Source organism: Mesorhizobium sp. M1329, from assembly GCF_040318035.1.
Classification (GTDB): Bacteria; Pseudomonadota; Alphaproteobacteria; order Rhizobiales; family Rhizobiaceae; genus Mesorhizobium.
In genome coordinates, this window is sequence record NZ_JAMYLN010000032.1 from 16,180 (window position 1) to 41,331 (window position 25,152).

Annotated in this window: 32 protein-coding genes; 19 read left to right on the forward strand and 13 right to left on the reverse strand. The window is 63.2% G+C overall.

Annotation, left to right across the window (positions count from 1 at the left end; genetic code table 11):
• The first annotated feature begins 21 nt into the window (after positions 1 to 21).
• Both NKH21_RS26040 and NKH21_RS26045 read left to right on the forward strand, forming a co-directional pair.
• A complete protein-coding gene (locus tag NKH21_RS26040; protein ID WP_352868382.1) occupies positions 22 to 207 on the forward strand; it encodes a hypothetical protein in 186 nt (61 codons plus the stop codon).
• Between the two features lie 7 nt (positions 208 to 214).
• Positions 215 to 400, forward strand: a complete 186-nt coding sequence (locus NKH21_RS26045; RefSeq protein WP_023678976.1) for a hypothetical protein — start codon at positions 215 to 217, stop codon at positions 398 to 400.
• Positions 401 to 469: 69 nt separating this feature from the next.
• Here NKH21_RS26045 and NKH21_RS26050 read toward each other — a convergent pair whose 3' ends face one another.
• Genes NKH21_RS26050 through rph form a run of 5 tightly spaced genes read right to left on the reverse strand, consistent with a single transcriptional unit; the run spans position 470 to position 3,779 of the window.
• Positions 470 to 793 carry a low molecular weight protein tyrosine phosphatase family protein gene (locus tag NKH21_RS26050; RefSeq protein WP_352868385.1) on the reverse strand — a complete coding sequence of 108 codons (324 nt, stop codon included), beginning with the start codon at positions 791 to 793 and terminating at the stop codon, positions 470 to 472.
• A 4-nt stretch (positions 794 to 797) separates the two neighbouring features.
• Positions 798 to 1,961 (reverse strand): radical SAM family heme chaperone HemW, encoded by a 1,164-nt coding sequence (gene hemW, locus NKH21_RS26055; protein ID WP_352868388.1) that lies wholly within the window; start codon positions 1,959 to 1,961, stop codon positions 798 to 800.
• Positions 1,958 to 2,620, reverse strand: a complete 663-nt coding sequence (gene rdgB, locus NKH21_RS26060; RefSeq protein WP_352868391.1) for an RdgB/HAM1 family non-canonical purine NTP pyrophosphatase — start codon at positions 2,618 to 2,620, stop codon at positions 1,958 to 1,960. The genes hemW and rdgB overlap by 4 nt, the downstream gene beginning before the upstream one ends.
• Entirely contained in the window at positions 2,620 to 3,030 is a 411-nt protein-coding gene (locus NKH21_RS26065) for a VOC family protein (RefSeq protein ID WP_352868394.1), read from the reverse strand. The genes rdgB and NKH21_RS26065 overlap by 1 nt, the downstream gene beginning before the upstream one ends.
• 32 nt (positions 3,031 to 3,062) lie before the next feature.
• Entirely contained in the window at positions 3,063 to 3,779 is a 717-nt protein-coding gene (gene rph / locus NKH21_RS26070; protein WP_254818003.1) for a ribonuclease PH, read from the reverse strand.
• 145 nt (positions 3,780 to 3,924) lie between these two features.
• On the opposite strand from rph, the gene hrcA reads away from it, so the two are divergent.
• From hrcA to NKH21_RS26100, 6 genes are all read left to right on the forward strand, one after another.
• Positions 3,925 to 5,037, forward strand: coding sequence for a heat-inducible transcriptional repressor HrcA (hrcA, locus tag NKH21_RS26075; protein ID WP_473553980.1), 1,113 nt, complete (start codon positions 3,925 to 3,927; stop codon positions 5,035 to 5,037).
• Between the two features lie 35 nt (positions 5,038 to 5,072).
• A complete protein-coding gene (locus tag NKH21_RS26080) occupies positions 5,073 to 5,270 on the forward strand; it encodes a hypothetical protein (protein ID WP_023678983.1) in 198 nt (65 codons plus the stop codon).
• 99 nt (positions 5,271 to 5,369) lie between these two features.
• Positions 5,370 to 6,725 carry a PQQ-dependent sugar dehydrogenase gene (locus NKH21_RS26085; RefSeq protein WP_352868398.1) on the forward strand — a complete coding sequence of 452 codons (1,356 nt, stop codon included), beginning with the start codon at positions 5,370 to 5,372 and terminating at the stop codon, positions 6,723 to 6,725.
• 87 nt (positions 6,726 to 6,812) lie between these two features.
• Entirely contained in the window at positions 6,813 to 7,430 is a 618-nt protein-coding gene (locus NKH21_RS26090; RefSeq protein WP_352868400.1) for a LysE family translocator, read from the forward strand.
• Positions 7,431 to 7,596: 166 nt separating this feature from the next.
• The gene (cysK, locus tag NKH21_RS26095; protein ID WP_352868402.1) at positions 7,597 to 8,577 is read left to right on the forward strand and encodes a cysteine synthase A; all 981 of its coding nucleotides are present in this window, start codon (positions 7,597 to 7,599) and stop codon (positions 8,575 to 8,577) included.
• A 172-nt stretch (positions 8,578 to 8,749) separates the two neighbouring features.
• The gene (locus tag NKH21_RS26100) at positions 8,750 to 9,373 is read left to right on the forward strand and encodes a glutathione S-transferase family protein (protein ID WP_352868498.1); all 624 of its coding nucleotides are present in this window, start codon (positions 8,750 to 8,752) and stop codon (positions 9,371 to 9,373) included.
• Between the two features lie 15 nt (positions 9,374 to 9,388).
• Here NKH21_RS26100 and NKH21_RS26105 read toward each other — a convergent pair whose 3' ends face one another.
• Complete coding sequence (locus NKH21_RS26105) at positions 9,389 to 10,645, reverse strand: RNA polymerase sigma factor (protein ID WP_352868404.1); 1,257 nt, start codon at positions 10,643 to 10,645, stop codon at positions 9,389 to 9,391.
• The gene (locus NKH21_RS26110) at positions 10,645 to 10,998 is read right to left on the reverse strand and encodes a YciI family protein (protein ID WP_352868407.1); all 354 of its coding nucleotides are present in this window, start codon (positions 10,996 to 10,998) and stop codon (positions 10,645 to 10,647) included. Before NKH21_RS26110 ends, NKH21_RS26105 begins: the two co-directional genes overlap by 1 nt.
• 258 nt (positions 10,999 to 11,256) lie before the next feature.
• Here NKH21_RS26110 and NKH21_RS26115 point away from each other — a divergent pair, with 258 nt between their 5' ends.
• The 3 genes from NKH21_RS26115 to NKH21_RS26125 all read left to right on the forward strand — a co-directional run bounded on the left by NKH21_RS26115 (position 11,257) and on the right by NKH21_RS26125 (position 14,830).
• Positions 11,257 to 12,216 (forward strand): TAXI family TRAP transporter solute-binding subunit, encoded by a 960-nt coding sequence (locus NKH21_RS26115; protein WP_352665185.1) that lies wholly within the window; start codon positions 11,257 to 11,259, stop codon positions 12,214 to 12,216.
• Positions 12,217 to 12,353: 137 nt separating this feature from the next.
• Positions 12,354 to 14,450 carry a TRAP transporter permease gene (locus tag NKH21_RS26120; protein WP_352868410.1) on the forward strand — a complete coding sequence of 699 codons (2,097 nt, stop codon included), beginning with the start codon at positions 12,354 to 12,356 and terminating at the stop codon, positions 14,448 to 14,450.
• Positions 14,447 to 14,830 (forward strand): DUF1850 domain-containing protein, encoded by a 384-nt coding sequence (locus NKH21_RS26125; protein ID WP_352868413.1) that lies wholly within the window; start codon positions 14,447 to 14,449, stop codon positions 14,828 to 14,830. The genes NKH21_RS26120 and NKH21_RS26125 overlap by 4 nt, the downstream gene beginning before the upstream one ends.
• Here the strand turns inward: NKH21_RS26125 and NKH21_RS26130 are convergent.
• The 4 genes from NKH21_RS26130 to NKH21_RS26145 all read right to left on the reverse strand — a co-directional run bounded on the left by NKH21_RS26130 (position 14,719) and on the right by NKH21_RS26145 (position 16,204).
• Positions 14,719 to 15,117, reverse strand: a complete 399-nt coding sequence (locus tag NKH21_RS26130; RefSeq protein ID WP_352868416.1) for a DUF4166 domain-containing protein — start codon at positions 15,115 to 15,117, stop codon at positions 14,719 to 14,721. The genes NKH21_RS26125 and NKH21_RS26130 overlap by 112 nt on opposite strands.
• The gene (locus NKH21_RS26135; RefSeq protein ID WP_352868419.1) at positions 15,095 to 15,370 is read right to left on the reverse strand and encodes a Rossmann-fold NAD(P)-binding domain-containing protein; all 276 of its coding nucleotides are present in this window, start codon (positions 15,368 to 15,370) and stop codon (positions 15,095 to 15,097) included. The genes NKH21_RS26130 and NKH21_RS26135 overlap by 23 nt, the downstream gene beginning before the upstream one ends.
• 49 nt (positions 15,371 to 15,419) lie before the next feature.
• The gene (locus NKH21_RS26140) at positions 15,420 to 15,800 is read right to left on the reverse strand and encodes a thiol-disulfide oxidoreductase DCC family protein (RefSeq protein WP_352868501.1); all 381 of its coding nucleotides are present in this window, start codon (positions 15,798 to 15,800) and stop codon (positions 15,420 to 15,422) included.
• A gap of 257 nt (positions 15,801 to 16,057) precedes the next feature.
• Positions 16,058 to 16,204: a hypothetical protein gene (locus NKH21_RS26145; RefSeq protein WP_352491190.1), complete on the reverse strand. Its 147-nt coding sequence runs from the start codon at positions 16,202 to 16,204 to the stop codon at positions 16,058 to 16,060.
• 408 nt (positions 16,205 to 16,612) lie between these two features.
• Between NKH21_RS26145 and NKH21_RS26150 the strand changes: the two genes are divergently transcribed.
• The 3 genes from NKH21_RS26150 to ligD all read left to right on the forward strand — a co-directional run bounded on the left by NKH21_RS26150 (position 16,613) and on the right by ligD (position 20,611).
• Positions 16,613 to 17,119: a YciE/YciF ferroxidase family protein gene (locus tag NKH21_RS26150; protein WP_352868421.1), complete on the forward strand. Its 507-nt coding sequence runs from the start codon at positions 16,613 to 16,615 to the stop codon at positions 17,117 to 17,119.
• A 126-nt stretch (positions 17,120 to 17,245) separates the two neighbouring features.
• On the forward strand, positions 17,246 to 18,097 hold the full coding sequence (gene ku, locus NKH21_RS26155; protein ID WP_352868424.1) for a non-homologous end joining protein Ku: 852 nt from the start codon (positions 17,246 to 17,248) through the stop codon (positions 18,095 to 18,097).
• Between the two features lie 9 nt (positions 18,098 to 18,106).
• Positions 18,107 to 20,611: a DNA ligase D gene (ligD, locus tag NKH21_RS26160; RefSeq protein WP_352868426.1), complete on the forward strand. Its 2,505-nt coding sequence runs from the start codon at positions 18,107 to 18,109 to the stop codon at positions 20,609 to 20,611.
• 119 nt (positions 20,612 to 20,730) lie between these two features.
• Here the strand turns inward: ligD and NKH21_RS26165 are convergent, their stop codons facing one another.
• Positions 20,731 to 21,405, reverse strand: a complete 675-nt coding sequence (locus NKH21_RS26165) for an ArsR/SmtB family transcription factor (RefSeq protein ID WP_352868428.1) — start codon at positions 21,403 to 21,405, stop codon at positions 20,731 to 20,733.
• Positions 21,406 to 21,474: 69 nt separating this feature from the next.
• Between NKH21_RS26165 and NKH21_RS26170 the strand changes: the two genes are divergently transcribed.
• The 3 genes from NKH21_RS26170 (at position 21,475) to NKH21_RS26180 (ending at position 22,461) form a co-directional block, all read left to right on the forward strand.
• Positions 21,475 to 21,690 carry a DUF1127 domain-containing protein gene (locus NKH21_RS26170; RefSeq protein ID WP_352868430.1) on the forward strand — a complete coding sequence of 72 codons (216 nt, stop codon included), beginning with the start codon at positions 21,475 to 21,477 and terminating at the stop codon, positions 21,688 to 21,690.
• A gap of 97 nt (positions 21,691 to 21,787) precedes the next feature.
• A complete protein-coding gene (locus tag NKH21_RS26175; RefSeq protein WP_352665176.1) occupies positions 21,788 to 22,120 on the forward strand; it encodes an NIPSNAP family protein in 333 nt (110 codons plus the stop codon).
• Positions 22,117 to 22,461 carry an antibiotic biosynthesis monooxygenase family protein gene (locus NKH21_RS26180; RefSeq protein ID WP_352868433.1) on the forward strand — a complete coding sequence of 115 codons (345 nt, stop codon included), beginning with the start codon at positions 22,117 to 22,119 and terminating at the stop codon, positions 22,459 to 22,461. Before NKH21_RS26175 ends, NKH21_RS26180 begins: the two co-directional genes overlap by 4 nt.
• Before the next feature lie 6 nt (positions 22,462 to 22,467).
• Here NKH21_RS26180 and mbfA read toward each other — a convergent pair whose 3' ends face one another.
• Positions 22,468 to 23,451, reverse strand: a complete 984-nt coding sequence (gene mbfA / locus NKH21_RS26185) for an iron exporter MbfA (protein WP_352868436.1) — start codon at positions 23,449 to 23,451, stop codon at positions 22,468 to 22,470.
• 182 nt (positions 23,452 to 23,633) lie between these two features.
• Here mbfA and NKH21_RS26190 point away from each other — a divergent pair, with 182 nt between their 5' ends.
• Both NKH21_RS26190 and NKH21_RS26195 read left to right on the forward strand, forming a co-directional pair.
• On the forward strand, positions 23,634 to 23,951 hold the full coding sequence (locus NKH21_RS26190; protein ID WP_023718860.1) for a hypothetical protein: 318 nt from the start codon (positions 23,634 to 23,636) through the stop codon (positions 23,949 to 23,951).
• Between the two features lie 203 nt (positions 23,952 to 24,154).
• Positions 24,155 to 25,132 carry a threonine/serine dehydratase family protein gene (locus NKH21_RS26195; protein ID WP_352868438.1) on the forward strand — a complete coding sequence of 326 codons (978 nt, stop codon included), beginning with the start codon at positions 24,155 to 24,157 and terminating at the stop codon, positions 25,130 to 25,132.
• Positions 25,133 to 25,152: the final 20 nt, after the last annotated feature.

Genomic DNA, 25,152 nt, shown 5'->3' on the forward strand with positions numbered 1-25,152 from the left:
CCTGATCTCGGGAGGAGCAGGATGGACAGCCTGACGATACAGGACGTTTTCGAACCCTACTATGCCGGCCGCAAGCGCTTCGCCGCGCCATGCGACAAGGGCCGGCCAGCCGAAGCCGCAGATGGCAGAGCCAAGAAGCCGCTTGCACGCCAGAGATCGGCCGAGAGCAAGCCCGCAACCGAAACCGACAGCACGACGGAGCACTGACCGGACGATGCCCAATCGCTTCGACATTTTCATCACCCGCCTCGAAACAAAAAGCGCCCGCGATGGTGCAGCATCACATTCCACAGACGACCAGCACCATGCCTCGCGTGACAAAAGCGAGATCAAGCCGGCCCGTTCCGGAGAGACCAGCGAAAAAGATCGCGCCAAACACCGCCACAAGCACGAGGCTTGACCCCGCAAAGCTTAGTGATTGGTCGAGACAGTTCTCGAAGCGCGGTTGCGATGCCCCGCGATGTATCATTCAACCCAGATACTTCGAGACACGCGCCTCCAGCAGGCCCACCAGAGCCGGGTCCATGAATGCATAGTCGTCGGGAATATCGAGGCAGATTACTCGAGCCTTTTTCAGGCTTGTCTTGAATTTCTGCTGCAGTTTGGCGCGGTGCGTTCTTTCCATCACGAAGATGATGTCGGCCCAGGCGACGAGTTCATGCGTCAACGGAACGTCGGCATCGTGATTAGTGCCGGCCGAAGCGACCTCGATGTCCCGCCACTTGGAAAACACCTGCTCCGCCGTCGGGCTGCGCAAGCGATTCTGGCTGCAGATGAAGAGAACGTTCTTCAACGTGCTATCTGGCCAAATCCGCCACGACCGCATCGAGCACGATCATGCCGGCCGGCGTGGCGCGCAGGCGGGCATTGCCGATTGGCGCCACCAGGCCTTCGTCCTGCAACACCGACAGCCGTGCGGTCGACAGGCCGCGCCCTGAAAATGCCTCGTAGCGGGAAAGGTCGATGCCTTCCGCCAGCCTCAGCCCCATCAGCAGGAACTCGTCGGCCTCTTCGGACCGCGTCAGGATCTCGCCGCCGGTAACCCCATGGCCCTTGGCCTCGACCAGATTGGCCCAGGTCTCCGGCATTTTCTCGGCGATCGTCACCACGCGCCGCCCGCTCTCGACGAAGCGGCCATGCGCACCGGGACCGACGCCGACATATTCGCCATAGCGCCAATAGGTGAGATTGTGCCGGCTTTCGGCGCCGGGCCTGGCGTGGTTGGAAATCTCGTAGGCCGGCAATCCGTGTGCGGCGGTGATCTCCTGCGTAAGCGCATAGAGGTCGGCGGCAAGCTCATTGTCTGGAATGATTAATTTCCTTGCCGCATGCAGTGCATGGAACGGCGTGCCTTCCTCGATGGTCAGCTGATAGAGCGACAGATGGTCTGCGGCGTGGCCGATCGCCTGCTCGAGCTCCGTCTGCCACGCCTCAGGCGTCTGGCCGGGTCGCGCGTAGATCAGGTCGAACGACAGCCGTGGGAATATCTCGCGCGCCAGGCTGATCGCATGCAGGGCCTCATCGACATTGTGCAAACGGCCGAGAAAGCGCAGATCCTTGTCGTTCAGCGCCTGCACGCCAAGCGACACCCGGTTGACGCCGGCCGCGCGATAGCCGCGAAAGCGCTCGGCCTCGACCGAGGAAGGATTGGCCTCCAGCGTCACCTCGATGCCATCTGGCACCGTCCAGTTCTTCGCCACGGCATCCAGCACCGCCGCCACGGTCTGCGGCTTCATCAGCGATGGCGTGCCGCCGCCGAGAAAGATGCTGGTCACCTCGCGCGGCCCGGTGCGGCCGCGCATCGTCGCCAGCTCGGTCTCGAAGGCGCGGGCAAAACGCTCCTGGTCGACCGGCTGGTGGCGGACATGGCTGTTGAAGTCGCAATAGGGGCATTTGGCCGCGCAGAACGGCCAGTGGACGTAGACGCCGAAACCCGGGCTGCGGTCGAGCAGCATGGTCATGCGGCGGCCAATCGGGCTTGGGCGAATTTCTGGAAGGCGCGGGCACGGTGCGACAATGCGGTTGGCTGGCCGGGCCTCCAGCCATGCTTTTCCTCCGCGCTCATCTCGCCGAAGGTCTTTTCGAACCCGTTGGGCAAGAACACCGGATCGTAGCCGAAGCCGAGCTCGCCGCGTGGCGGCCATACCAGCGTGCCGTCGACCTCACCGCGAAAATATTCCGCCTGGCCATCGGGAAAGACCAGGCAGATGACCGCGACAAAGCGGCCCTTGCGCTGGGCAGGCGTCATCGCGCCAACTTCTTGCAAGGCCACTTCCGTGCGCTGCATGGCCATGCCGAAGTCGCGGGAGCCGTCCGGCGTCTCAGCCCAGTTGGCGGTGTAGACGCCGGGTGCGCCGTCGAGCGCATCGACACACAGGCCGGAATCGTCCGACAGCGCCGGCAATCCAGTGGCCTTGGCGGCATCCAAGGCTTTTATGAGGGCGTTCTGCTCGAAAGTGGTGCCGGTCTCGTCCGGCTCCGGCAAGCCGTATTCCTTTGCGGACTTCGCTTCTATGCCGAATGGCGCCATCAGATCGGCGAATTCCCGCAATTTGCCGGCGTTATGGCTGGCGACGACGATCTTATGCCCATTAAGCGAGTGAACAGTTGGCGAATGCATCAGATGCCCCAGATTCTTGGCTCGGCGAATTCGATCGAATTGCCCGACGGGTCGCGAATATAGATCGAGCAGCCGCCCTGCGGCCATTCGAACTCGCTTTCGATGGCGATTTTTTTCGCCTCAAGATGCGCTTTCCAGCGTGGGATTTCAGCCGCGCTTGCGGCGAAGCAAAGATGGCCCTCGCCGACCGCGCCATGCGGCGGTACTTTGAGCTTGGCGTCGGCCGGCGGCGGCACTTTGGTCGCCTCGGCATTGAAGATAAGCAGCACGCCGTCGCCGCAGCGGAAGAAGAGATGCCTGCCATCGACCTTGCCGAGCAGATCGAGCCCGAGCACGCCCGAATAGAACCGTTCCGCGGCAGCAAGGTCCGTCACGTAGAGTGCTGATTCCAGGATTGCGGAAGGAGTCACAGGATCGCCAATCTCATCAATATTGACTGCAGCTAAGCCACCGCCATTTGCTGCAAGCTGACCAGGCGCTGAATACCTTTCTTGGCGAGCCCCATCAACGCCGCGAACTGCTCTTCCGAGAACGGCTCGCCCTCGGCCGTGCCTTGGATCTCGACGATGCCGCCCTTGCCGGTCATGACGAAATTGGCGTCGGTGCCGGCCGAGGAATCCTCGATGTAGTCGAGATCGATGACCGGCTGGCCATCATGGATGCCGCAGGAGATCGCTGCGACGTGATCCTTCAGCACCTTGCCCAGGCTCGCCATCTGGCGGGCTTCCATCCAGCGCAGGCAGTCGTAGAGCGCCACCCAGCCGCCGGTGATCGAAGCGGTGCGCGTGCCGCCGTCGGCCTGGATCACGTCGCAGTCGACGGTGATCTGCTGCTCGCCGAGCGCCTGCAGGTCGACCACGGCGCGCAGGGAGCGGCCGATCAGCCGCTGGATCTCCAGCGTGCGGCCGCCTTGTTTGCCGGCCGAAGCCTCGCGGCGCATGCGCTCGCCGGTCGAACGCGGCAGCATGCCGTATTCCGCCGTCACCCAGCCCTTGCCGGAATTGCGCATCCAGCCCGGCACCTTTTCCTCCAGGCTGGCCGTACACAGCACATGCGTGTCGCCGAACTTCACCAGGCACGAGCCTTCCGCATGCTTGGAGACGCCGCGCTCGAAGGAGATGGGGCGCATTTCGTCGAATTGGCGTTTGGAAGGGCGCATTCAGGCTTCTTTCTTTCTTCGGAATCTTGGCCGGGGAATCTTGGCCGGCTTGTAGCCGCACGGGGCGTGAGGCGCAAAGGAAAATGGACCGGTTGCGCCGCCGCCGCGGAAGTCTATATCTTCGGGGCGGAGGTTTTGGCTCGAAATGACAAAGGCAGTCGATCCCGGTTTGCAGTCGCACGTGCTCCCGTCGCACGCGCTGCAATCGCCCGCGCTTCAATCGCTCGACATGCGTTCGCGCGACATCTTCCGGCGCATCGTCGATTCCTATTTGAGGGATGGCGAACCCGTCGGTTCGCGCAGCCTGTCGCGCATCCTGCCGTCGTCGCTGTCGCCGGCCACCATCCGCAATGTGATGAGCGACCTTGAGCATCTCGGCCTGATCTATGCGCCGCACATTTCGGCTGGCCGGCTGCCGACCCAGGCAGGCCTGCGCTTCTTCGTCGATGCTTTCATGGAACTTGGTGACCTCTCCGACGAGGAGCGCCGCACCATCGAGGCGCAGGTGCGCGCCTCCGGCTCGGGCGCGACGCTGGAGCATATGCTGACCGAGGCCAGCCAGATGCTGTCCGGCATGTCGCGCGGCGCCGGCCTCGTGCTCGCCGCCAAGAATGAGGTGGCGCTTAAGCACATCGAATTCATCCAGCTCGAGCCGACCAAGGCGCTGGCCGTGCTGGTCTCGCAGAACGGCGACGTCGAAAATCGCGTCATCGATCTGCCCGCCGGCATCACCATCTCGCAATTGCACGAAGCCTCCAACTTCCTCAACGCCCATATCCGCGGCCGCACCCTGGCCGAGGCGCGGGTCGAGATCGCCCGCATCAAGGAAGAGACCAGGGCAGCCCTCGACACGCTGTCGCAGGATCTGGTCGAGAAGGGCCTGGCGGTCTGGGCAGGCGCTGAAAGCGGCGTGCCTGGGCGGCTTATCGTGCGCGGCCGCGCCAATCTCCTGGAAAACGTCACTGCCCAGGCCGACATAGAGTTGCTGCGGCATCTGTTCGAGGATCTGGAGACGCAGGATGGGCTGATCCAGCTTCTCGACCTCGCCGAGGAAGGCCCGGGCGTGCGCATATTCATCGGTTCGGAAAACAAGCTGTTTTCGCTGTCTGGCTCCTCGCTGGTGGTGGCACCCTATCGCGACAAGGACGCGCGCGTCGTCGGTGCGCTCGGCGTCATCGGGCCGACGCGGCTGAATTATGCGCGCATAGTACCGATGGTCGACTATACCGCGCAGCTGATTTCGCGCATGCTGAGCTAGAGCCGCCGCGGGCCTGCCGCAAGGAGGAGAAAAGAATGGCGCTGGAATCGTTCAAGGCCCAGATCAGTCTGCTGCTCGAAGAAATGATCAACCAGCCAGAGGATCAGCACGAGGTGCAAGAGCAGTTGCGTGAGAAGCTGCAAGAGATGCGGGCCATGGGCCTGCCGCTGCCTGCCGATCTGGTCGCGCTGGAAAAGCGCCTCGACGACGACTTTTACGCCTCTGGCAACTGAACGGGTTCGGCTTCAAATCCTCGTGTGCTCGACGACCGTTTGGAACGATCAATGCCGGATGCCGTTTGCCCTGTTCGAGGCGAATCCCGGAGGACGTTGATGATCCGATCTGGCGGCTTTGCGGCCGTTGCCGCTGCCCTCCTTGTTGCGACACCGGCAGCCGCCCAGCAGGCGGACCAAAATGTGCTCAAAGGCGAAGCCGCGTTCGGCGATTGGCACGCCGACAGGCCTGGCGTCCGCCGCCTGATCGGGCCGCAAGACATGCCGGCAGCCGACCCCGCCCAATCCGCTTCGAACGGCGCCGGCGTGGCGGAACGGCCCGAAAGCGCCAAGCCAGAATTGCCGCCGGGCTTTTCGGCTGAAATGATCGCATCCGGCATCGTCAATCCACGTGTCGTGCGCGTCGCTCCGAATGGCGACCTGTTTGTTGCCAACAGCCATGCCGACCAAATACGCGTCTATCGTCTCGCCGAGGGCAGCGCCAAGCCCATCGAGAAAGCGATCTTCGCCAAGGGGCTCAATTATCCCTACGGCATCGCCTTCTATCCGCCAGGAGACAAACCGCAATGGGTTTATGTCGCCAACAGCGACAGCATCGTCCGCTTCCCCTATCGTGACGGCGACCTTAAGACATCCGGCAAACCAGAAACCATTGTCGCCAAAATCCCGTCGGGCGGTCACACGACCCGCGACATCGCCTTCTCGCAGGACGGCAAAACGCTTTATTTGTCGGTTGGCTCCGCCTCGAACGTCGCCGAGGACATAGGCAAGGAGCCGGATAGCGGCCTCGACGCCTGGGCCAAATCAAAGCCGCTCGGGGCGGCCTGGGGCTCCGAGGACGGCCGTGCCGACGTGCTCGCCTTCGATCCGGATGGGAAAAACCCCCGAACGGTCGCCACCGGCCTGCGCAACTGTACGGGCATGACCGTGCAGCCCGCCACCGGCGCATTGTGGTGCGTGGTCAACGAGCGCGACGAACTCGGCGACAACGTGCCGTTCGAATTTGCAACTGCGGTCAAGGACGGCGGATTCTATGGTTGGCCTTGGTACTACATCGGCAACAACGAGGATCCGCGCCATCAGGGCGAGCGGCCAGACCTCGCCGGCAAGGCCACTGTCCCCGATGTACTGATGCAGGCGCATTCGGCGCCGATGAACATAGCCTTCTACGACGGCAAGAACTTCCCGGCGGACTACCAGGGTGACGCTTTCGTCACCATGCATGGTTCGTGGAACCGTGGCGCCAGGACCGGCTACAAGGTGGTGAGGCTCAAATTCAGGGATGGCAAGCCGACCGGCGAATATGAGGACTTCATGACCGGCTTCGTCGTCTCGAACGACGCCGTCTGGGGCCGCCCGGTCGGTGTCGCGATTGCCAAGGACGGCTCGCTGATCGTCACCGAGGACGGCAACGGCACCATCTGGCGCGTTACCTACGAAGACGGCCGCTCCTGAACGGCGGTGGCGCCTGCTGCGCTGGCGCAATCGAATCCGAGCCGAGGGAATTCACCCAACCTCAACATTGTGCGACAAGCGCGAATCATGACACTCACCGGGTTCCTCGCCTATAGCGCCGCCCTCGGCATCGCCGCAGCCATCCCCGGCCCAGGCGTCACCGCGCTTGTTGCGCGTGCGCTGGGTTCCGGCTTCCGCTCGTCGCTGGCCATGTCGTTCGGGCTGATGCTCGGCGACCTGACCTATCTCACTGCCGTGGTGCTCGGCCTGGCTTTCGTCGCACAAACCTTCGGCATGGTCTTCCTGGCCATCAAATGGCTGGGCGTCGCCTACCTCGCTTTTCTTGGCTGGCGTTTCTGGACGAGCGGTATCACGCCGGAGACGGTAGAGGCGAAGAAAGGCAAGGGCGGCTTGGCATCCAGCTTCGTAGCCGGCCTCGCGGTCACGCTCGGCAATCCGAAGACGATGATCTTCTATCTCGCCATCACCCCGACCATCGTCGATCTGAAGATGATCACGCTGGCCGATTACGGCATCCTCGTCGCGATCACGATCGTCGTCCTGCTCGTGGTGCTGGTGCCCTATCTGGCGCTGGCGGCCAAGGCGCGATGGTTCCTGAAGTCGCCGCGGGCGCTGAGGGCACTCAACCGCACCGCCGCCGGCTTCATGGTCGGTGCGGCGGCGGCAATTGCCGCCCGCCAATAGATCTCTTTCGCCAATCCGCCCAACGATTGCCACGCGTTGCAGGGCGGGGGTATTCAGCACGACCTTCACTCGGGATATTTTTCGATCGACAGCCTATCTTGCGCGGTGGATGGCTCTATCCTATGCCCGCCCGACTCTTGCCGCTTGACCTTTGGGAGGAAAATCAATGAACAAGCCCGCCACCCCCACGCACGTGCCCGGCCGCGGCCGCATCTACAATTCGATCACCGAGACGATCGGTGACACGCCGCTGGTGCGGCTTGACAAATTCGCCAGGGAGAAGGGTGTCGTCGCCAATCTGCTGGCCAAGCTCGAATTCTTCAACCCGATCGCCTCGGTCAAGGACCGAATCGGCGTTTCGATGATCGAGGCGTTGGAGGCTTCGGGCAGGATCACGCCCGGCAAGACCACCCTGATCGAGCCGACCTCGGGCAATACCGGCATCGCGCTCGCCTTTGCCGCCGCCGCCAAGGGCTACAAGCTGATCCTGACCATGCCGGAAACCATGTCCGTCGAACGCCGCAAGATGCTGGCGCTGCTCGGTGCCGAACTGGTGCTGACCGAAGGGCCGAAAGGCATGAAGGGCGCCATCGCCAAGGCGGACGAGCTGGCGGCAACGCTGCCCGACGCTGTCATTCCGCAGCAATTCGAAAACCCGGCCAATCCGGAAATCCATCGCCGCACCACGGCCGAGGAAATCTGGAACGACACCCATGGCGAAGTCGATATCTTCGTTGCCGGCATCGGAACCGGCGGCACCATCACCGGCGTCGGCCAGGTGCTGAAGAAGCGCAAGCCCTCGGTGCATATCGTCGCCGTCGAACCGGAAGCCTCGCCGGTGCTGTCGGGCGGCCAGCCAGGCCCGCACAAGATCCAGGGCATTGGCGCCGGCTTCGCGCCAAAAATCCTCGACACGACGATATATGACGAGATCGTCAAGGTCTCGAACGAGGATTCGGTTGCCAATGCACGGCTCGTCGCTCGGCTCGAAGGTGTGCCGGTCGGCATCTCGTCGGGTGCCGCCCTGCAAGCGGCGATCGTCGTCGGCTCGCGGCCCGAGAACAAGGGCAAGAACCTCGTCGTCGTCATCCCCTCCTTCGCCGAGCGCTATCTCTCGACGATCCTGTTTGAGGGATTGGGCGCTTAGACACGAGCGTTTTTGACCGGTTCGTAGCGATCCTTCGCGATGCCCTCCGGCATCAAACGTTCTGTATCAACGCTTCGGCGTGGACCGCTGAAAACCACCTGTGGCGGGCGTCGTTCGCTTTGAGCGGCGGGTCACTTCCGTATCAAATCGTCGCTGCCTGGCGGAGGACTTCATGTACAAGCTCTATACACGTGCCAATACCGGCGGCTTTGTCGTCGAGGCGGCGCTCGCTTTGGCAGGTGTGCCTTTCGACCGGATCGACGTTCCGAAGGGCCGACTCGACCAGGCCTTTTTAGACATCAGCCCCTTGAACCAGGTGCCGGTGCTGGTCTTGCCGGACGGACGCTCGATGACCGAGTCGGCGGCAATCTGCATTCTGCTCGCCGAACGCCACCCGGAAGCAGCTTTAGCGCCGGCAGCGAACACACCTGACCGTGCCGACTTCCTGCGCTGGATGTTTTTCATGTCCTCCGTCATTTATCCAGCCAACCTGCGGTTCTTCTACGCTGATCGCTACACGGCCGACGCCGGCGGCGTGGACGCCGTCAAACAGGCGGCGGTCTCGGAAATGGATCGCAGCTTCGCCATTCTCGATGCTGCCCTCGAAGGCCGGGACTGGCTGGCCGGCGACCGGCTCTCGCTGGCCGACATCTATCTCGTCATGTTGGTGGCCTGGCATCCGGAGGTCGCGACGGTTCCAACCGCTTGGCCGAATATCGAACGCCTTTGGGCCAATTTGCGGGAACATCGGGTGATAAAGAGGCTGAATGCTTCCCACGACATGTGGCCGGCCTAAGCACTCCGCCTTGTCTCAGTGTCTTTCCGCATGGCCGAGCCCTGCCCGTCGTTCCTGCAGGAACCGGCGCACGGCCGGATCGCGTTCGAGGCCGATAGCCCGGTCATAGGCCTCGCTCGCTTGCGGAACTTTGCCGAGTCTGGCCAGCAGGCCCGCGCGGGCGGCCCAGTAAGGTTGATAGTCATACAGCCGCTTGTCGCCGCTGAGTTGATCAAGCGCGCCTAATCCTGCCGAAGCACCTTCGGCCTCGGCAATCGCCACTGCACGGTTGATCGACACCACCGGCGAACCGGCAATCACCGACAGCGCGTCGTAGAGCTCCTTGATCGCGACCCAGTCGGTACAACCGGTCAGCCGCCGCGTCGTATGCGCAGACTGCACGGCGGCCTCGAGCTGATAGCGGCCGACAACGCCCTTGGCGGCCGCGCGCCCGAGCAGCGCCTCCGCTTCATCGATCAGGGTGTCGTCCCACAATGCAAGATCCTGCTCGGCCAGCGGCACATAGTCACCCGCCGCATTGCGCCGGGCTGCACGCCGCGCCTCGGCGAACAGCATCAGCGCCAGCAGGCCGAGTGCTTCCGGCTCATCCGGCATCAGCGAGGCGACCAGCCGGCCGAGCCAGATGCCTTCGGTCGCGAGATTGCGGCGCCGCGTTTCGGTGCCGGCCGGGTCGGACCAACCTTCGGCAAACGCCGCGTAGATTGCTTCCAGAACGGTGCCCAGCCGCTCGCCGAGCTCGGCCCGCTCCGGCACGCGGAACGGAATGCCTGTCTCGCGAATTCGCATTTTGGCGCGCACTAGGCGCTGGCTCATCGTGGCTGGCGAGACAAGAAAAGCCGAGGCGATGGTCGCTGCGTCGAAGCCCAGGACCGTCTGCAGGATCAGCGGTGCTCGCACGCCGGCCTCGATTGCCGGATGGGCACAGGCAAACATCAGCCTGAGCCGCTCGTCCGGCAGGTCTTCGTCGGCCACGCGTGCCTCCATCTCCTCGGCGATCAGCCTAAGGTGGTCGCGGGCCGCCTCGCTTGTCAGCCGCCGTCTGACAGCGTCGACGCGGCGCTTGCGTGCCACTGCCAGCAGCCAGGCTTCCGGCTTGTCGGGCACGCCCGCCTGTGGCCAACGCTCGAGCGCCGCTGCAAAGGCATCGGCCAAGGCGTCCTCGGCAGCGGCCACGTCGCGTGTGCGCGCGGCGAGATAGGCGACCAGCTTGCCGTAGCTTTGCCGGGCGGCGGCTTCCGCCGCCGCCCGCGCAGTATCGGGCAATTCCGGCATCACATGGTGAGTTCCCAGATCGGCCGCACCTCTACCGTGCCTGTGCTGGCGCCCGGGCAGCGCGCCGCCCAGGCAATGGCGGCGTCGGCGTCCTCCGCTTCGATCATATAGAAGCCGGCAAGCTGCTCCTTGGTGTCGGCATAGGGGCCGTCGAGCACGTTGGTCTTGCCATTGGCCATCCGCACCGAGGTGGCGGCTTGGGTCGGCTTCAGCCGGTCGCCGGCGAGCCAGGCGCCGGATTTCTTCAATGCTTCGGTGTAGGCGACATAGGCGCTCGACATCTGTGTCACCGCGTCTGCCGGCGCGGCTGCCATCCCCGCTTCGTTTCCGTAGATCAAAAGCATATAGCGCATGGTCTTCTCCCGTTTTTGGAAGGCCGCATTGTTGCGAGCCGGACGTATGTCGCGCGGCCCTGGCCGATTTCGACAGGCGCAGGAAAAATCTTTCGGCCGCGATGCGACCTCGCGCAAGCGCCGATATGCTGGGGCACTGCTTAGCCGTTCGTCTAATCGCTGCTATTGCGGGTTGGCATTTCCCGCCCGCTGTCTAAACTCGCCTCGCTTCGTGCCGCAGAGGAGGGCACGGCGGCGAATTTTCAGGGAGGAAATCGCATGCTCAATTTCAGGACGAAATTTGTTGCAGCCGGCGTGCTGTCGCTGTCGCTTGGCCTTGGCGCGGTATCGGCCAAGGCACAGGAATTCATCAACGTGCTGACCGGCGGCACGTCCGGCGTCTACTATCCGCTCGGCGTCGCGCTATCGGAAATCTACGGCAAGGGCATCGAAGGCGCGCGCACCCAGGTGCAAGCAACGAAAGCGTCGGTCGAAAACCTCAACCTGCTGCAGCAGGGCAAGGGCGAGATCGCCTTTGCGCTCGGCGATTCCGTCAAGCTGGCCGCCGAAGGCAACACCGAAGCAGGCTTCCCAGGCAAGCTCGACAAGCTGCGCGGCATTGCCGCCATCTATCCCAATTACATCCAGATCGTCGCCAGCAAGGAGTCGGGCATCAAGACGCTCGCCGATCTCAAGGGCAAGAGCCTTTCGGTCGGCGCGCCGGCCTCAGGCACCGAGCTCAACGCCCGCACCATTTTCGCCGCTGCCGGGCTGAAATACGAAGACCTCGGGCGGATCGAATATCTGCCCTTCGCCGAATCGGTGGAGCTGATCAAGAACCGCCAGCTCGACGCCACGCTGCAGTCGGCCGGCCTTGGGGTCGCGTCGATCCGTGATCTCGCCACCTCGGTGCCGGTGAACATCGTTGCCGTGCCGGCGGAGGACGTCGCCAAGATCGGCTCGCCCTATCTGTCCGTGGTCATCCCCAAGGGCACCTATGAGGGCCAGACCGAGGATGTCGCGACCGCCGCCGTCGGAAATTTCCTGATCACCAGCGCCGATGTCTCCGACGAGACCGCCTACCAGATGACCAAATTGCTGTTCGAGCATCTCGACCAGCTGACCGCTGCCCACGCCGCCGCCAAGGCGATCGACCCGGCCAAGGCGCTCGACGGCATGCCGGTGCCGCTGCATCCAGGCGCCGAGAGGTATTACAAGGAAAAGGGATTGGTGAAGTAAGGAGCCATCCCCCTTTGAGGAGAAGGTGGACAGCTGCCGCAGGCGGATGGATGGGTACGGTCGGTTGAGGCCGCGCACTGCCGCACCGACCCCACCCGCCTCGCTTCGCTGGAGCGCGCCCCGCCAGGAACCCGCCAATGACCGCAACCCCGACCGTTCTTTCCCCCACAGCGGAAGCTCCTGTCGAAGGATTGCCGCCGGGCTTCGGCGAAGGCATCGCCGGCAAGGTGGCTTTTTTTATCGCCATCGCCTTCTCCATCTTCCAGATCTACATCGCCGCCTATGGCAGCCTGCCGAGCCAGGTCGTACGCGCCATGCATGTCGGCTTCCTGCTGCTGCTCGGCTTTGCCCTAATCGCCAATCTGCGCGCCAAAAGCGGCCCGGCGAAAGCATTGTTCTGGACGTTCGGCGTGCTCGGCTTCGGCACCGGCCTCTACAATTGGGTGTTCTATGCCGACCTCATCCGCCGCTCCGGCTTCCTCACCACACCCGACCTGATCGTCGGCGCGGTGCTGGTCGTGCTGGTCTTCGAAGCGGCTCGCCGGCTGATGGGTCTGCCGCTCGCGGTCATCGCCTTCATCTTCCTTGCCTATTGCTTTGTCGGCAATCATTTGCCGCCGCCTTTCATCCATCGCGGCTATGATTTCGCCCAGCTCGTCGACACCTTCGCCTATGGCACCGAAGGCATTTACGGTACGCCGATCTATGTCTCGGCCGCCTACATCTTCATCTTCGTCGTTTTCGCCGCCTTTCTTGAGCGCGCCGGCATGATCGCGCTGTTCAACGATTTTGCGCTTGGCCTGGTCGGCTCATGGCGCGGCGGCCCGGCGCAGGTCTGTGTGCTGTCCTCGGCGCTGATGGGCACCATTTCCGGCTCCGGCGTCGCCAATGTGGTGGCCAGCGGCCAGTTCACCATCCCGCTGATGAAGCGCTTCGGCTTCCGCTCGGCCTTCGCCGGCGCCGTCGAGGCGACCTCGTCGATGGGCGGCCAGATCATGCCGCCGGTGATGGGAGCGGTTGCCTTTATCATGGCCGAGACCCTGAACATCCCCTATGCCGCGGTTGTCAAGGCGGCGATCATTCCGGCGCTGCTCTATTTCGGCGCCTGTTTCTGGCAGGTGCACCTGGAAGCCGGCAAGGCCGGCCTGCACGGAATGGCCAAGGCCGACCTGCCCAATCCGTGGGATGCGGTGAGACAACATTGGCCGCTGGTACTGCCGCTCGCAGCACTGATCTACCTGCTGTTTGCCGGCTACACACCGGTGTTCGCCGGCACCATGGGCCTGGCGTTGACCATTGTGCTTATCCTCGGCACGCCGCTTGCGGCATCGATCGGGCCGCTCGCCTTCCGCGTCGTCTTCTGGCTGGCGCTCGGGCTTGCCGCGGCTTCCTTCATGAAATTCGGCGTCAACATCCTCAGCCTGGTCATCGCCGTGCTGGTCGTCGCCTGCCTCACTTTCAAAGGCGGGCGCGAGACGCTGCGCATATGCGTGGATTCCCTCGCCGAGGGAGCAAAGAACGCGCTGCCGGTCGGCATTGCCTGCGCCATTGTCGGCATCGTGATCGGCACGCTGACGCTTACCGGCATCGCCTCGACCTTCATCGGCTGGATCATCTCGATCGGCGAGAACAATCTGTTCCTGTCGCTGCTTTTGACCATGCTCACCTGCCTGGTGCTCGGCATGGGCATACCGACCATTCCCAACTACATCATCACTTCGTCGCTGGCCGGGCCAGCGCTGCTGTCGCTCGGCGTGCCGTTGGTGGTCAGCCATATGTTCGTCTTCTATTTCGGCATAATGGCCGATCTCACCCCGCCTGTGGCGCTGGCCGCCTTCGCCGCCGCACCCATGGCCAAGGAAAGCGGCCTCAAGATCGGCATCCAGGCCACCAAGCTTGCCATTGCCGGCTTCGTTGTGCCGTTCATGGCGGTCTATACCCCGGCGCTGATGCTGCAGGATCCCGGCCCGATCGCCGCCCAGTTCGGCTATCCCGTCGAGGTCGCCTATATCGTCATCAAAGCCTGCATGGGTATCGTCCTGTGGGGCGCCGCCGCCGTCGGATTTCTCGCCCGGCGCATGGCCTGGTGGGAACGCCTCGTCGCCTTCGCCGCCGGCGTGCTGCTGGTTGCTGCACTGCCGCTCACCGACGAGGCGGGCTGGGCGCTGTCTCTTGCCTGGATCGGCTGGCACTGCTGGCGCGCGCGACAGGCTTCGCTGGCCAACTCGGCATGAGCCTCTGCATCGTCGCGGCCGGCAAGACGGTGACGCTCGCGGTCGCTGCCTTCACGCTGTCCTGGGTGCATTCGGTGGAGAAGACCCAGTGGCAGGAAGACTGGAAGGTGCTGCCGTCCGGCCTGGAACTCGTCGAGGCCCGCATCAAGGGATCGGGCGCCGGGATGGAGCCGCCGCAAGGCTCGGTGCTGAGAAACGGCTGGTGGGTTTATGCGCCCAAGCTCGGGCCACAGCGGCGCCTCGTGCTCGCCGCCTCGGGCGCCACGGGTCAGGGCTGGACGCTGTGCACGGTGCAGGACTGCCGCGAACTGGCTAAGCTGGCAGGCGACACGATCTCGCTGGAGCCGTGCGGGCCGGAGGGCTCCAGCCAGCCGCGGTAGCGGGCGATCATGCCGGCAAGCGGATGCGAGATCTCGACATGGAAGCGGAAGGCGCGATGCCGCCGCGAATGCCGTCGACCCGCGTCAGGTCCGAAGACAGGCGGCGCACCACCGCCGCCGTCAGCACCGGAAAGCTCGAGACGCCGGACAGCACGAAGACGCCGGCGTTTCGCGCAGCCTCGTCGAACGCAGAGACACCGGCGACGAAATCTGAGCCGTCGGCTAGATCGAGATAGTTGATGCGCCGGGCGATGCAGGCCTCGATCAGCGGTAGCGTCCCTCGCCATAGGCCTGGAACGGACCGCTCGCGTCGACTACAATATCGGGCTCAAATGCGGCGAGTTGCGCGGCAAGATCGCCGTCACGGTCGAACAGTGCCGGCACCAGCCGGGCTGCTGCCGGGGCGCGCTTCTTGCAATATGCGTTAGCCTTGGCGAGCGAGCGCCCGGCGACGAAGAGGATCAGACGCGGCTCGCCCTCCAAAAGCTCGACGGTGCGACCGCCAAAGGTGCCATAGCCGCCGACGACAAGAACCTTCATCCGCAGTTCCCCAAAATGCCCCGCCCCGCTCCCGGCCACGGCAGTGAGCCTAGCCGATCAATCTTGCCCTCACCTCGGCGGAAGGGATTTCACAATTGTCCTTCTTGCCGAACAGCGCGTAGCGGTTCTTTGCGATGCGGTCGTAGAGCCAGTCGCGAAGCGGGCGCGGCAACAGCAGCAGGACCCGCGCCGCTCGCCACGGCCAGCCGAGTTCGGCCATGACGGCAACGAAACTGTCCAGGCGGGTGAAAGCGGCGCCATCGACGATGACGAGATTGGTCTCGTAGCGATCCGTCCGCAGCCCGTATTTCTTGAACAGCATTTCGCCGAAGCGCGACTGCGCCGTTACGAAATGGAAGCGGCCCTTGCGGTCGAGCTTCACCACCATGCGCACAAAGCCCGAGCACAACACGCAAATACCGTCGAACACGATCAACGGGCGACTCGATTCGAATTCTGGCGGCTCAGGAGAATGGTTAGGCTTGACGATCACGGGGCGCCCGGCAGCTGGTGTCAGGCGACACTAGGCCTGCCGGCGGCTGGATCAAGGCCCGGAATGCTAGAGGCTTGGCGGTGTCGCACGCCGTCTGTCGGTCAGCGCAGGGCGCTCGGCGCGATAGGTCGTCGACCGATTGTCGGCGTCAGGCCGGCAGATACGGCTGTCGTGACGGCTCTCCATGCTCATCATCAGTGCACGCCGATCCCAAGCGTGTTGCCACGGCGCGCGCAGGCGGGGCCTGGGCCGCGCATGTAATAGCGCTCGGGTCGATAGGTCGGCGCGACGAATTCGCGGATGGCGGCGGCATAGCCGGCGATTTGATTCCAGAAGCTCATTTTACTCGGTCCCTGTCCCGTTTCGGATGTCCCTTCCGAATTGCGGGGATCATAGCGTCCAGGCGTGAATAGTCGGTGAACGCGATGTTAATCTCTGGTCGAAAATGCCTTTGTTCATGGCTGGAATGCGGCTGATTCGCGGTGTTTCCATGCAGTCCGTCGGCATTTCGTCCAGTGTGACTTTTGCATCACATATGTTTCGCCTGAATGTCGCAGAAGCGCGGTTTTGTTTCAGGTTCTTACTGGACCGCGAAATTTCCGTGCACGCGGCCGGAAAACCAGGAACCCGCCCGTCAGCCGCACGTTGATTTCCCAGTGCCGGGACGAACCGGTTCCGCAGGCTGTGGTGCTCGGGTTGGGCCGCAGCCAAAAATCCGAAACTGCAAGAGCAATGGAAAGGCAAAGGCCATGGGCTTCTTTTCGAAGGATATCAAAACACTCGATGACCTGTTCGTGCACACGCTGCGCGACATCTATTACGCTGAAAAACAGATCGAGAAATCGCTGCCGAAGATGATCGACAAGGCGAGTGATCCGCAGCTGAAAGCCGGCTTTGAGAAACATCTCGCCCAGACCAAGGGTCATATCCAGCGTGTCGAGCAGGTCTTCGAACTGCACGGTGTGAAGGCCAAGCAGGTCGACTGCCCGGCCATCGACGGCATTCTCGAAGAGGCCGACGACGTCAGCGGCGACATCGCCGACAAGGAGGTCCTCGACGCTGCGCTGATCGCCTCGGCCCAGGCGGTCGAGCATTATGAAATGACCCGTTACGGCACCTTGATTGCCTGGGCCAAGCAACTGGGCCGCACCGACTGCGCCAATGTGCTGGCCAACAATCTCAAGGAGGAACAGGCGACCGACCGCAAGCTTACCGAGATGGCGGAAAGCAAGATCAACCTGCAAGCCGCCGAGTAGGGCAGCGATAGAGAATTGAGTTCAAGGCAAGGCTGGGCCGAAACCCCGGACTTGCCTTTTGCGCCGCCGGAACCGGAACGGACTTTGCCCGTTCTCGGTTGAACGTTGTCGCGCAGGGAGTTTGTCATGGCGCCGCGCCCCGCCTGGAGAGGGTATCTCAAGCTTTCGCTGGTCACTTGCGCCGTCGAACTGACCAATGTCGTCACCCAGGCCGAGAAAGTCTCGTTCCGCGTGCTCAACCGCAAGACCGGCAATACCGTCAAGCGCGTCTATGTCGATTCGGCAAGCGGCAAGCCGCTCGATGAAGGCGACGAGATCAAGGGCTACGAGATCGGCGACGGCGACTTCGTCCAAATCGAGGAGGAGGAGATCGAAGCCGTGCAGATCGAATCCTCGCATACGATGAGCCTCGATGGGTTCATCGAAAAATCCTCGATCCAGCAGATCTATCTCGATACGCCCTATTATGTGACGCCTGCTGACGAGGTCTCGGAAGAGGCCTTCGCCGTCATCCGCGACGCCATGGCCGCCAAGAAGACGGCGGGGCTAGCCCGCATTGTGCTCTATCGCCGCGAACGTCCGGTGGTCATCGAGCCGTCGGGCAAGGGTCTGCTGCTGACGACGCTGCGCTATGGCGATACGGTTCGCAGGCCCGAGATCGTGTTCGGCGACATCAAGCCGGTGAAGACCGACGCCGAGATGATCAGGCTGGCCGAACACATCGTCGATGAGAAACAGGCAAAGTTCGATCCTTTCGAATTCGAGGACAAATACGAAAACGCCCTGATCGAGCTGGTCCGCGCCAAGAAGGCCGGCAAGAAGGCACCGAAGACCAAGGCGGAACCACGGCCCTCCAACGTCGTCAATCTCTTCGATGCATTGAAGAAGAGCCTTTCGTCGGAAGCCGGTGCGCCGGCAAAGACCGGACGCCCGGCAAAGGGCGCCAAGTCCAAAGCCGCTCGGCGCAAATCTGCTTAGGATCAGACCATGGCCAGCCTCGAGCAGTACCATGCCAAGCGCAATTTCAAGAAGACGGGCGAACCGGCCGGCAAGGTTTCGCGCGGCAAAAAAGCCGAGCCGGGTGGCATTTTCGTCATCCACAAGCATGCCGCCACCAGGCTTCACTACGACCTTCGCCTCGAGCATGGCGGCGTGCTGTGGAGCTGGGCGGTGACGCGAGGCCCGAGCCTCGACCCGCACGAAAAGCGGCTCGCCGTGCATGTCGAGGACCACCCGATCGACTATGCGCCGTTTGAAGGCACCATCCCGAAGGACCAATATGGCGGCGGCTCGGTCATTGTCTGGGACGAGGGAACTTGGGTCCCCGATGGCGACCCGGCAAAGGCGATGAAGAAAGGCCATATCAGTTTCGAACTGCATGGCCACAAATTGCATGGCGCCTGGCATCTGGTGCGGCTGAAGCCGCGTCCGGGCGAAAAGCGTGACAACTGGTTGCTGATCAAATCCGACGATGCCGCCGCGCGTCCGGGCGAGGACATTTTGCAGGAGGCGCCGCAATCGGTGAAATCCGGCCTGACCATCGAGGAGGTCGGCGAAGGCAAGAGCGCCGACGGCAAGAAGCCAAGCGTCTGGCAGTCCGACAGGCCGGCCGCCAGCAAAGCGAAGGCTGTCGCGGCAAGGCGGCTCGAATTCATCGAACCGGCGCTCGCAACGCTGGAGCGAGACGCGCCGCCCGGCAAGGACTGGCTGCATGAGGTGAAGTTCGACGGCTATCGCATGCAGGCGCAGCTTGTCGGCACCGAGGTGCGGCTTTTGACACGTGCCGGCCTCGACTGGACCGACAAATTCGGTGGCGCAATTGTCGCGGCACTTGGCGGCCTGAAATGCACCGATGCGATCATCGACGGCGAAATCGTCGTGCTGGCGGATAGTGGCGTGTCGTCCTTCTCGCTGCTGCAGCAAGATCTGTCGGCGGGCCGTACGGACCGTTTCATCTACTATGTCTTCGACCTGTTGCGTCTCAACGGTGAGGATATCCGTTCGGAGCCGCTGGTGGAGCGCAAGGAAAGGCTGTGCACTTTGCTCGCCGGACAGGCCGAGAATCAGGCCGTGCGCTTCAGCGACCACTTTGCCGAGCCCGGCAAGATCATGCTGGAGCACGCTTGCCGCCTGGGCCTCGAAGGCGTCGTCTCCAAGCGCGCCGAAGCGCCCTACCGCAGCGGCCGCGTTCCCTCGTGGGTGAAGTCGAAATGCACGGCGCGCCAGGAATTCGTCATCGGCGGCTACATGCCGTCGGACAAGACCGGGCGGGGCGTGCGCTCGCTGCTGGTCGGCTATCACGAGGGCGGCAAGCTGCGCTATGCCGGCCGCGTCGGCACCGGCTTCACCGCCAAAAGCACCAACGAGTTGAAGAAGAGGCTTGATGCGCTGAAGACGACAACCTCGCCCTTCGACGGGGAGGTGCCAAGGGGCAAGGGGCTGGTCTGGGTCAAGCCCGAACTTGTCGGCGAAGTGGAGTTTCGCAGTTGGACGTCGGACCGTATAATACGCCACGCCTCGTTCCAGGGATTGCGCGAGGACAAGCCGGCGGAGGAAGTCGTGCAGGAGAAACCGAAAGCACGCTCAGCCACGGCAGAGCCGAAGCCAAACCCCGCCAAACCTGCGGGCGCGGCGGCGAAAACCTCGGTTACGCTGTCCCGCCCCGACAAGCTTCTGTGGCCCGAGGAGAACGTATCGAAGCAGGATCTGGTCGATCACTACGCGCTGGTCTGGCCGCGCATGAAGCAATTCGTCATCAACCGGCCGCTCAGCCTTGTGCGGGCGCCGGACGGCGTTGGCGGCCAACGGTTCTTCCAAAAACATGCCTCGGCCGGCATGCACGACAAGATCGCCGTGATGAAGGATCCCACCGACGGCGAGGAGATATTGTTCATCCGCGATTTCGACGGTGTCGTGGCCCTGGTGCAGCTCGGCGTCGTCGAGATCCACATCTGGGGCTCGACCACGGACGAGCTGGAAAAACCCGACCAGATCATCTTCGATCTCGATCCCGACGAGGGTGTCGACGTGAAGGCGGTGCGTGCCGCGGCGCTCGATATCCGCAGCCGGCTCGACGAACTGTCCCTGCCGAATTTCGTCAAGACCTCGGGCGGCAAGGGCTATCATGTCCTCGTGCCGCTGAAGCCGTCGGCGGACTGGGACGAGGTCAAAGGCTTCGCCCATGAGTTCGCCCGAGCGCTCGAACAGCGCGCACCCGACCGCTATACGGCGACGCTGTCGAAGAAGGCGCGCACGGGCAAGATTTTCGTCGATTATCTACGCAACGGCCGCGGCGCCACCACCGTCGCCCCCTATTCGTCGCGCGCCAAAAAAGGCGCCACGGTATCGATGCCGGTGACGTGGGCGGAAATCGAGGCCGGATTGCCGCCGAACGCCTTTCCGATCGGCGACAAGACGACGCTGAAGCGGCTCGGGCAAGCCGATCCCTGGGCTGATTTTTTCAAGCGGGCCAAGCCGCTCAAGCGCGGCTAATGCATGTCGCGCAAAAGTGCGCAGCGGTTTTGCGATAACGACATGCGTCAAAACAAAAAAGCTAGAGCGGTTCAGCGTTTGTGAAACGACGAACCGTTCTAGCGCATCGAAGCGATCTGTCAGGCGAGAAACGTCTTCTCGAAGACCTGCTTGCCTACCGGTGAAAAGATCACGGCACGGCTGTCCTTCTCGCGCCGCGCCCATTTCTCGGCGAGGATCTTGTCGAGAATGGCGGCGCCCAGCGTGCCGGCAAGGTGCGAACGCCGCACGCTCCAGTCGAGGCAGGCCCGACACACCGGTCGCCGCGCTTTGGTATGGATGTCGATGCCGATCGCGGCGAAATGCGAGGCGGCCGACGGCCCAAGTTGAATCTCCTCATCATCGCGCAGGAGCACTTGTCGAGCGACAAGACGGTCCAGCATCGCCACCGCCTGCTCGCCGGCGAGGTGGTCGTAGCAGACCCGCGCCACGCGCATGGCCGCGTCGCGAGGGCCGGGTCGCACCCTCTGCGGCCCGACCGCGGCGGCAACGCCGGTGATGGCTTCGATCATTCCTGCCACCTGCGGGCCGGCGAGGCCGTAATAGCGGTGCCGTCCCTGGCTCGCCAGCGTCAGCAGCCCGCCTTCCATCAGCTTCGACAGATGGGAGCTCGCGGTCGGAAGCGACACGCCGGCTTCGAGTGCCAGTTCGCTCGCCGTCAGTGCCGTGCCGCCCATCAGTGCGGACAGCATGTTTGCCCGCGCCGGATCGCCCACCAGGCTGGCAATGCGGGGTATGTCAGGTCCTTCGCGCATAGTTCGTTCCTCATCGAAGCATCCTCGTCAGATAAAGCATTAGTCTCCATGCAAATCAAGGAGACGACGATGCCTGCAAGGACCATTCTCAGCGCCGCGCCCGATCGCCGGCCGTTCCCGTTCATTGTCTTGCGCCGCTTGCGGCTACGGCTCCTGAAGCGGTGGTACGACCGTCATTTGCAGCGTCTCGACCTCGCCGAGATCGACGATCATCTGCTGCGTGACCTTGGCCTGACACCTGAAGACGTCCGCCACGAATGCGCGAAATCGTTCTGGCAGGCATGATCAGCGAGAGATTTGCCTAGCATATCGATCTTCGGAACGTTTCGACCCGGCTCGAACTGTGACCGCAAGAAAACATCCACCGCCAAGGAGGCGAAAAATGACCATCACCTGCTTCATCCGCTACGAAATCGATCCGTTCGGCAAGGCGGCGTTCGAGGAATATGCTCGCAATTGGGGACAGGCGATCCCGCGCTGCGGCGCCGATCTGATCGGCTATTTCGCGCCGCACGAAGGCTCGGCCACCACGGCTTATGCCGCCTACAACATCGACAGTCTTGCAGCCTACGAAGCCTACCGCGCCCGGCTCGCCGCCGATCCCGCCGGCAGGACGAATTACGAGTTCGCCCGGCGGGAAAAATTCATTCTGAAGGAGGACCGCATCTTCCTCAAGCTGGCCTCCGGACCGCATGCTCCTTTGGTGAAGCCATGATCGCCGTCATCTTCGAGGTTGAGCCGGCGGCGGGCAAGCGCGATGCCTATCTCGGCATTGCCGCCGACCTGCGCCCACTGCTCGACGGCCTCGACGGCTTCCTGTCGATCGAGCGCTTCCAGAGCCTTGCCGATCCGAACCGCATCCTGTCGCTGTCCTTCTGGCGCGACGAGGACGCGGTGAAGGCCTGGCGCAACACGCAGGAACATCGGCAGGCGCAAAAGGCCGGGCGCGGCGGTATCTTTGCGGACTATCGTTTGCGTATCGCTCATGTCGTGCGCGACTACGGCCTGACCGAACGCGCCGAGGCGCCAACAGATAGCCGGGTTGTGAACGGATAGGGACCGCTATGCATTCCCGATCAGCACCCCTGCTGCAAACACCAGCGCGCCACCCAGCACCACCTGGAAGGCGGCGCGCCAGAATGGCGTCTGCATATAGCGGTTCTGCACGAAGGCGATCGCCCACAGCTCGAAGAAAACCACCACGGCGGCGACAATGGTTGCCGTCCAGAAAAGCGGGATGAGATAGGGCAGCGCATGGCCGAGCCCGCCCAGCGTCGTCATGACGCCGACGGTCAGCCCGCGTTTTGCCGGCGAGCCGCGGCCCGATAATTTGCCGTCGTCGGAAGCCACCTCGGTGAAACCCATCGAGATGCCAGCGCCGATCGAGGCGGCAAGCCCGACCAGAAAGGTCTGGAACGTGTCATGCGTGGCAAAGGCGGCGGCAAAGATCGGCGCCAGCGTCGACACCGATCCATCCATCAGCCCGGCCAGTCCCGGTTGCACGTAGGTCAGGATGAACTGGCGCTGCTCGGCTGCCGCCTCTTCGTCCTTGACCGCGCCCGGCACATGCTTTTGCTCCAGCCGCTGCGCCAGTGTCTCGTGGCCCTGTTCTGCGATCGCCAGGTCGTCGAGCAGCTTTCGCGTCGACGCATCGCCTGTGCGTTTGGCCGCCTCGATATAGAACAGGTAGGCCTGCCGCTCCATGGCCTCGGCTTGGCTGCGCACATGATCGATGCCGAGCGGCCTCACCAGCCAGTCCGGCTTGCGCTCGTAATAGCCCTTCACATGTTCGCGCCGGATCAGCGGTATACGCTCGCCGAAACGCTTGCGGTAAAGCTCGATCAGCGAATCGCGATGGCCATTCTCCTCCTCCGCCATCTCCTCGAACACCTTGGCCGATTGCGGAAAGCTCTCCGCCAGCCCGTCGGCATAGGCGCGATAGATGCGCCCGTCATCCTCCTCGGAGGAGATGGCGAGCGCCAGGATCTCCTGTTCCGAGAGCGACTCAAAGGGACGGCGGCCAATGCCGAAAACGCGGGAAAGCATGAGAAATTCACCCTAGTTTAGAATAGTTCTAAACTATGACCTCACGCGTCGCCGGTCAATCGTGTGCGCTCCGCTCATGCTCAAAAGGTACAGGCTTCAAAATCCCGAACACGTCGCCTGTTGCTATCGGCAAACGTTCACTTATATAACCGAATCTCAACCAAGAGAAAGGAACGCCGCAGATGCCGGAAAAACAGCAGCCGTTTGATCCCAAACCGGTCCTCGACCTGATCGCTAACATTGAGGCGGATCTGCAGCGCCTGAAAGGCCTGGTCGAGCAGCAGGTCGAAAAATTCGATCCCGCCAATCCGCACAACAAGGCTCCCGACGGCAAGTTGACCGAGGAGGGCGTCGAGTGCTGCTACCGGCTGTTCGACGAGGGCAAGTCGCGCTATTCGGTCGCCCAACAGATGAAGATCTCATTCGCCGCCGCCACCCACCGCTTCAACACCTGGCGCAAGATGGGCGGCCCCAAACGGCAAAAGACGCTGTTGGGGTGAGGAGCGGCAGGCTATGCCGGTCAATCGACAACGATTTGTCGATTGAAGCGACCGAATGCATGGCGGAGGGCCGAGGAGGCGGTGGGGACGGTCACGCCCCACTCCTGCCTCCAAAGACGAATTGTAACGGTCACATTTTTTCATTGGTGCGCCGCCTCCCATTCCGTACACATAGGCGGTCTCATCTCTTGCAGGACCTAGCCATGACCACCCCTCCCGGCATCGCCGATATTCACAGTGCCGCAGCGCGATTGTCCGGACTGATCGTCGAAACGCCGCTGATCGAATCGCCGGAGCTGAACAAGCGCTTCGGCGCCAGGATCCTGTTCAAGCCGGAGACGTTGCAGCGCACCGGCTCGTTCAAGTTCCGCGGCGCTTACAACAAGCTCTCCTCGCTCTCGGCGGAAGAACGCGCCCGCGGCGTCGTCGCCTTTTCGTCGGGCAATCACGCGCAAGGCGTTGCCGCCGCGGCGGCGATGTTCGGCGTCAAGGCCGTCATCGCCATGCCCACCGATGCGCCGGCGATGAAAGTCGGCAATGTCAGGAAGATGGGCGCGGACGTGATCACCTTCGACCGGGTCCGCGACGATCGCACTGCCGTCGTCCGTTCTTACGTGGAAAAGGGCATGGTCCTGGTGCCGCCCTACGACGATCCGGCCATCATCGCCGGCCAGGGCACGATCGGCCTCGAATTGATGCGCCAAGCAAGAGCGCTTGGTGTCAGCCTCGATGCGGTAGTGGTTCCCTGCGGTGGCGGCGGGTTGAGCAGCGGCATTTCGATTGCGGTCAAGGACGCCTCGCCGGGCACCGCCGTCTGGGCCGTGGAACCCGAGCATTTCGACGACACACGCCGCTCGCTGATCAAAGGCGCCAGGGTGTCGAACGCGCCCGGCCACACTTCGATCTGCGATGCCCTTCTCGTCGCCGAGCCGGGCGCGATCACTTTCGAGATCAACCGCAAGAACCTCGCTGGGGCCATCGCCGTTTCCGACAAGGCGGTGGCACAGGCGATGCGCGATGCGATGGCTTGCCTGAAGCTGGTGGTCGAACCTGGCGGTTGCGTCGGCTTGGCTGCGCTGTCGTCAGGCGAGATCGACCTTGCCGGGAAATCCATTGCCGTGGTGCTCTCCGGCGGCAATGTCGATCTCAGCACCTATGCCGAGATCATTGCTGCCGGCTAAGATAGCAACCAATTCCAGGT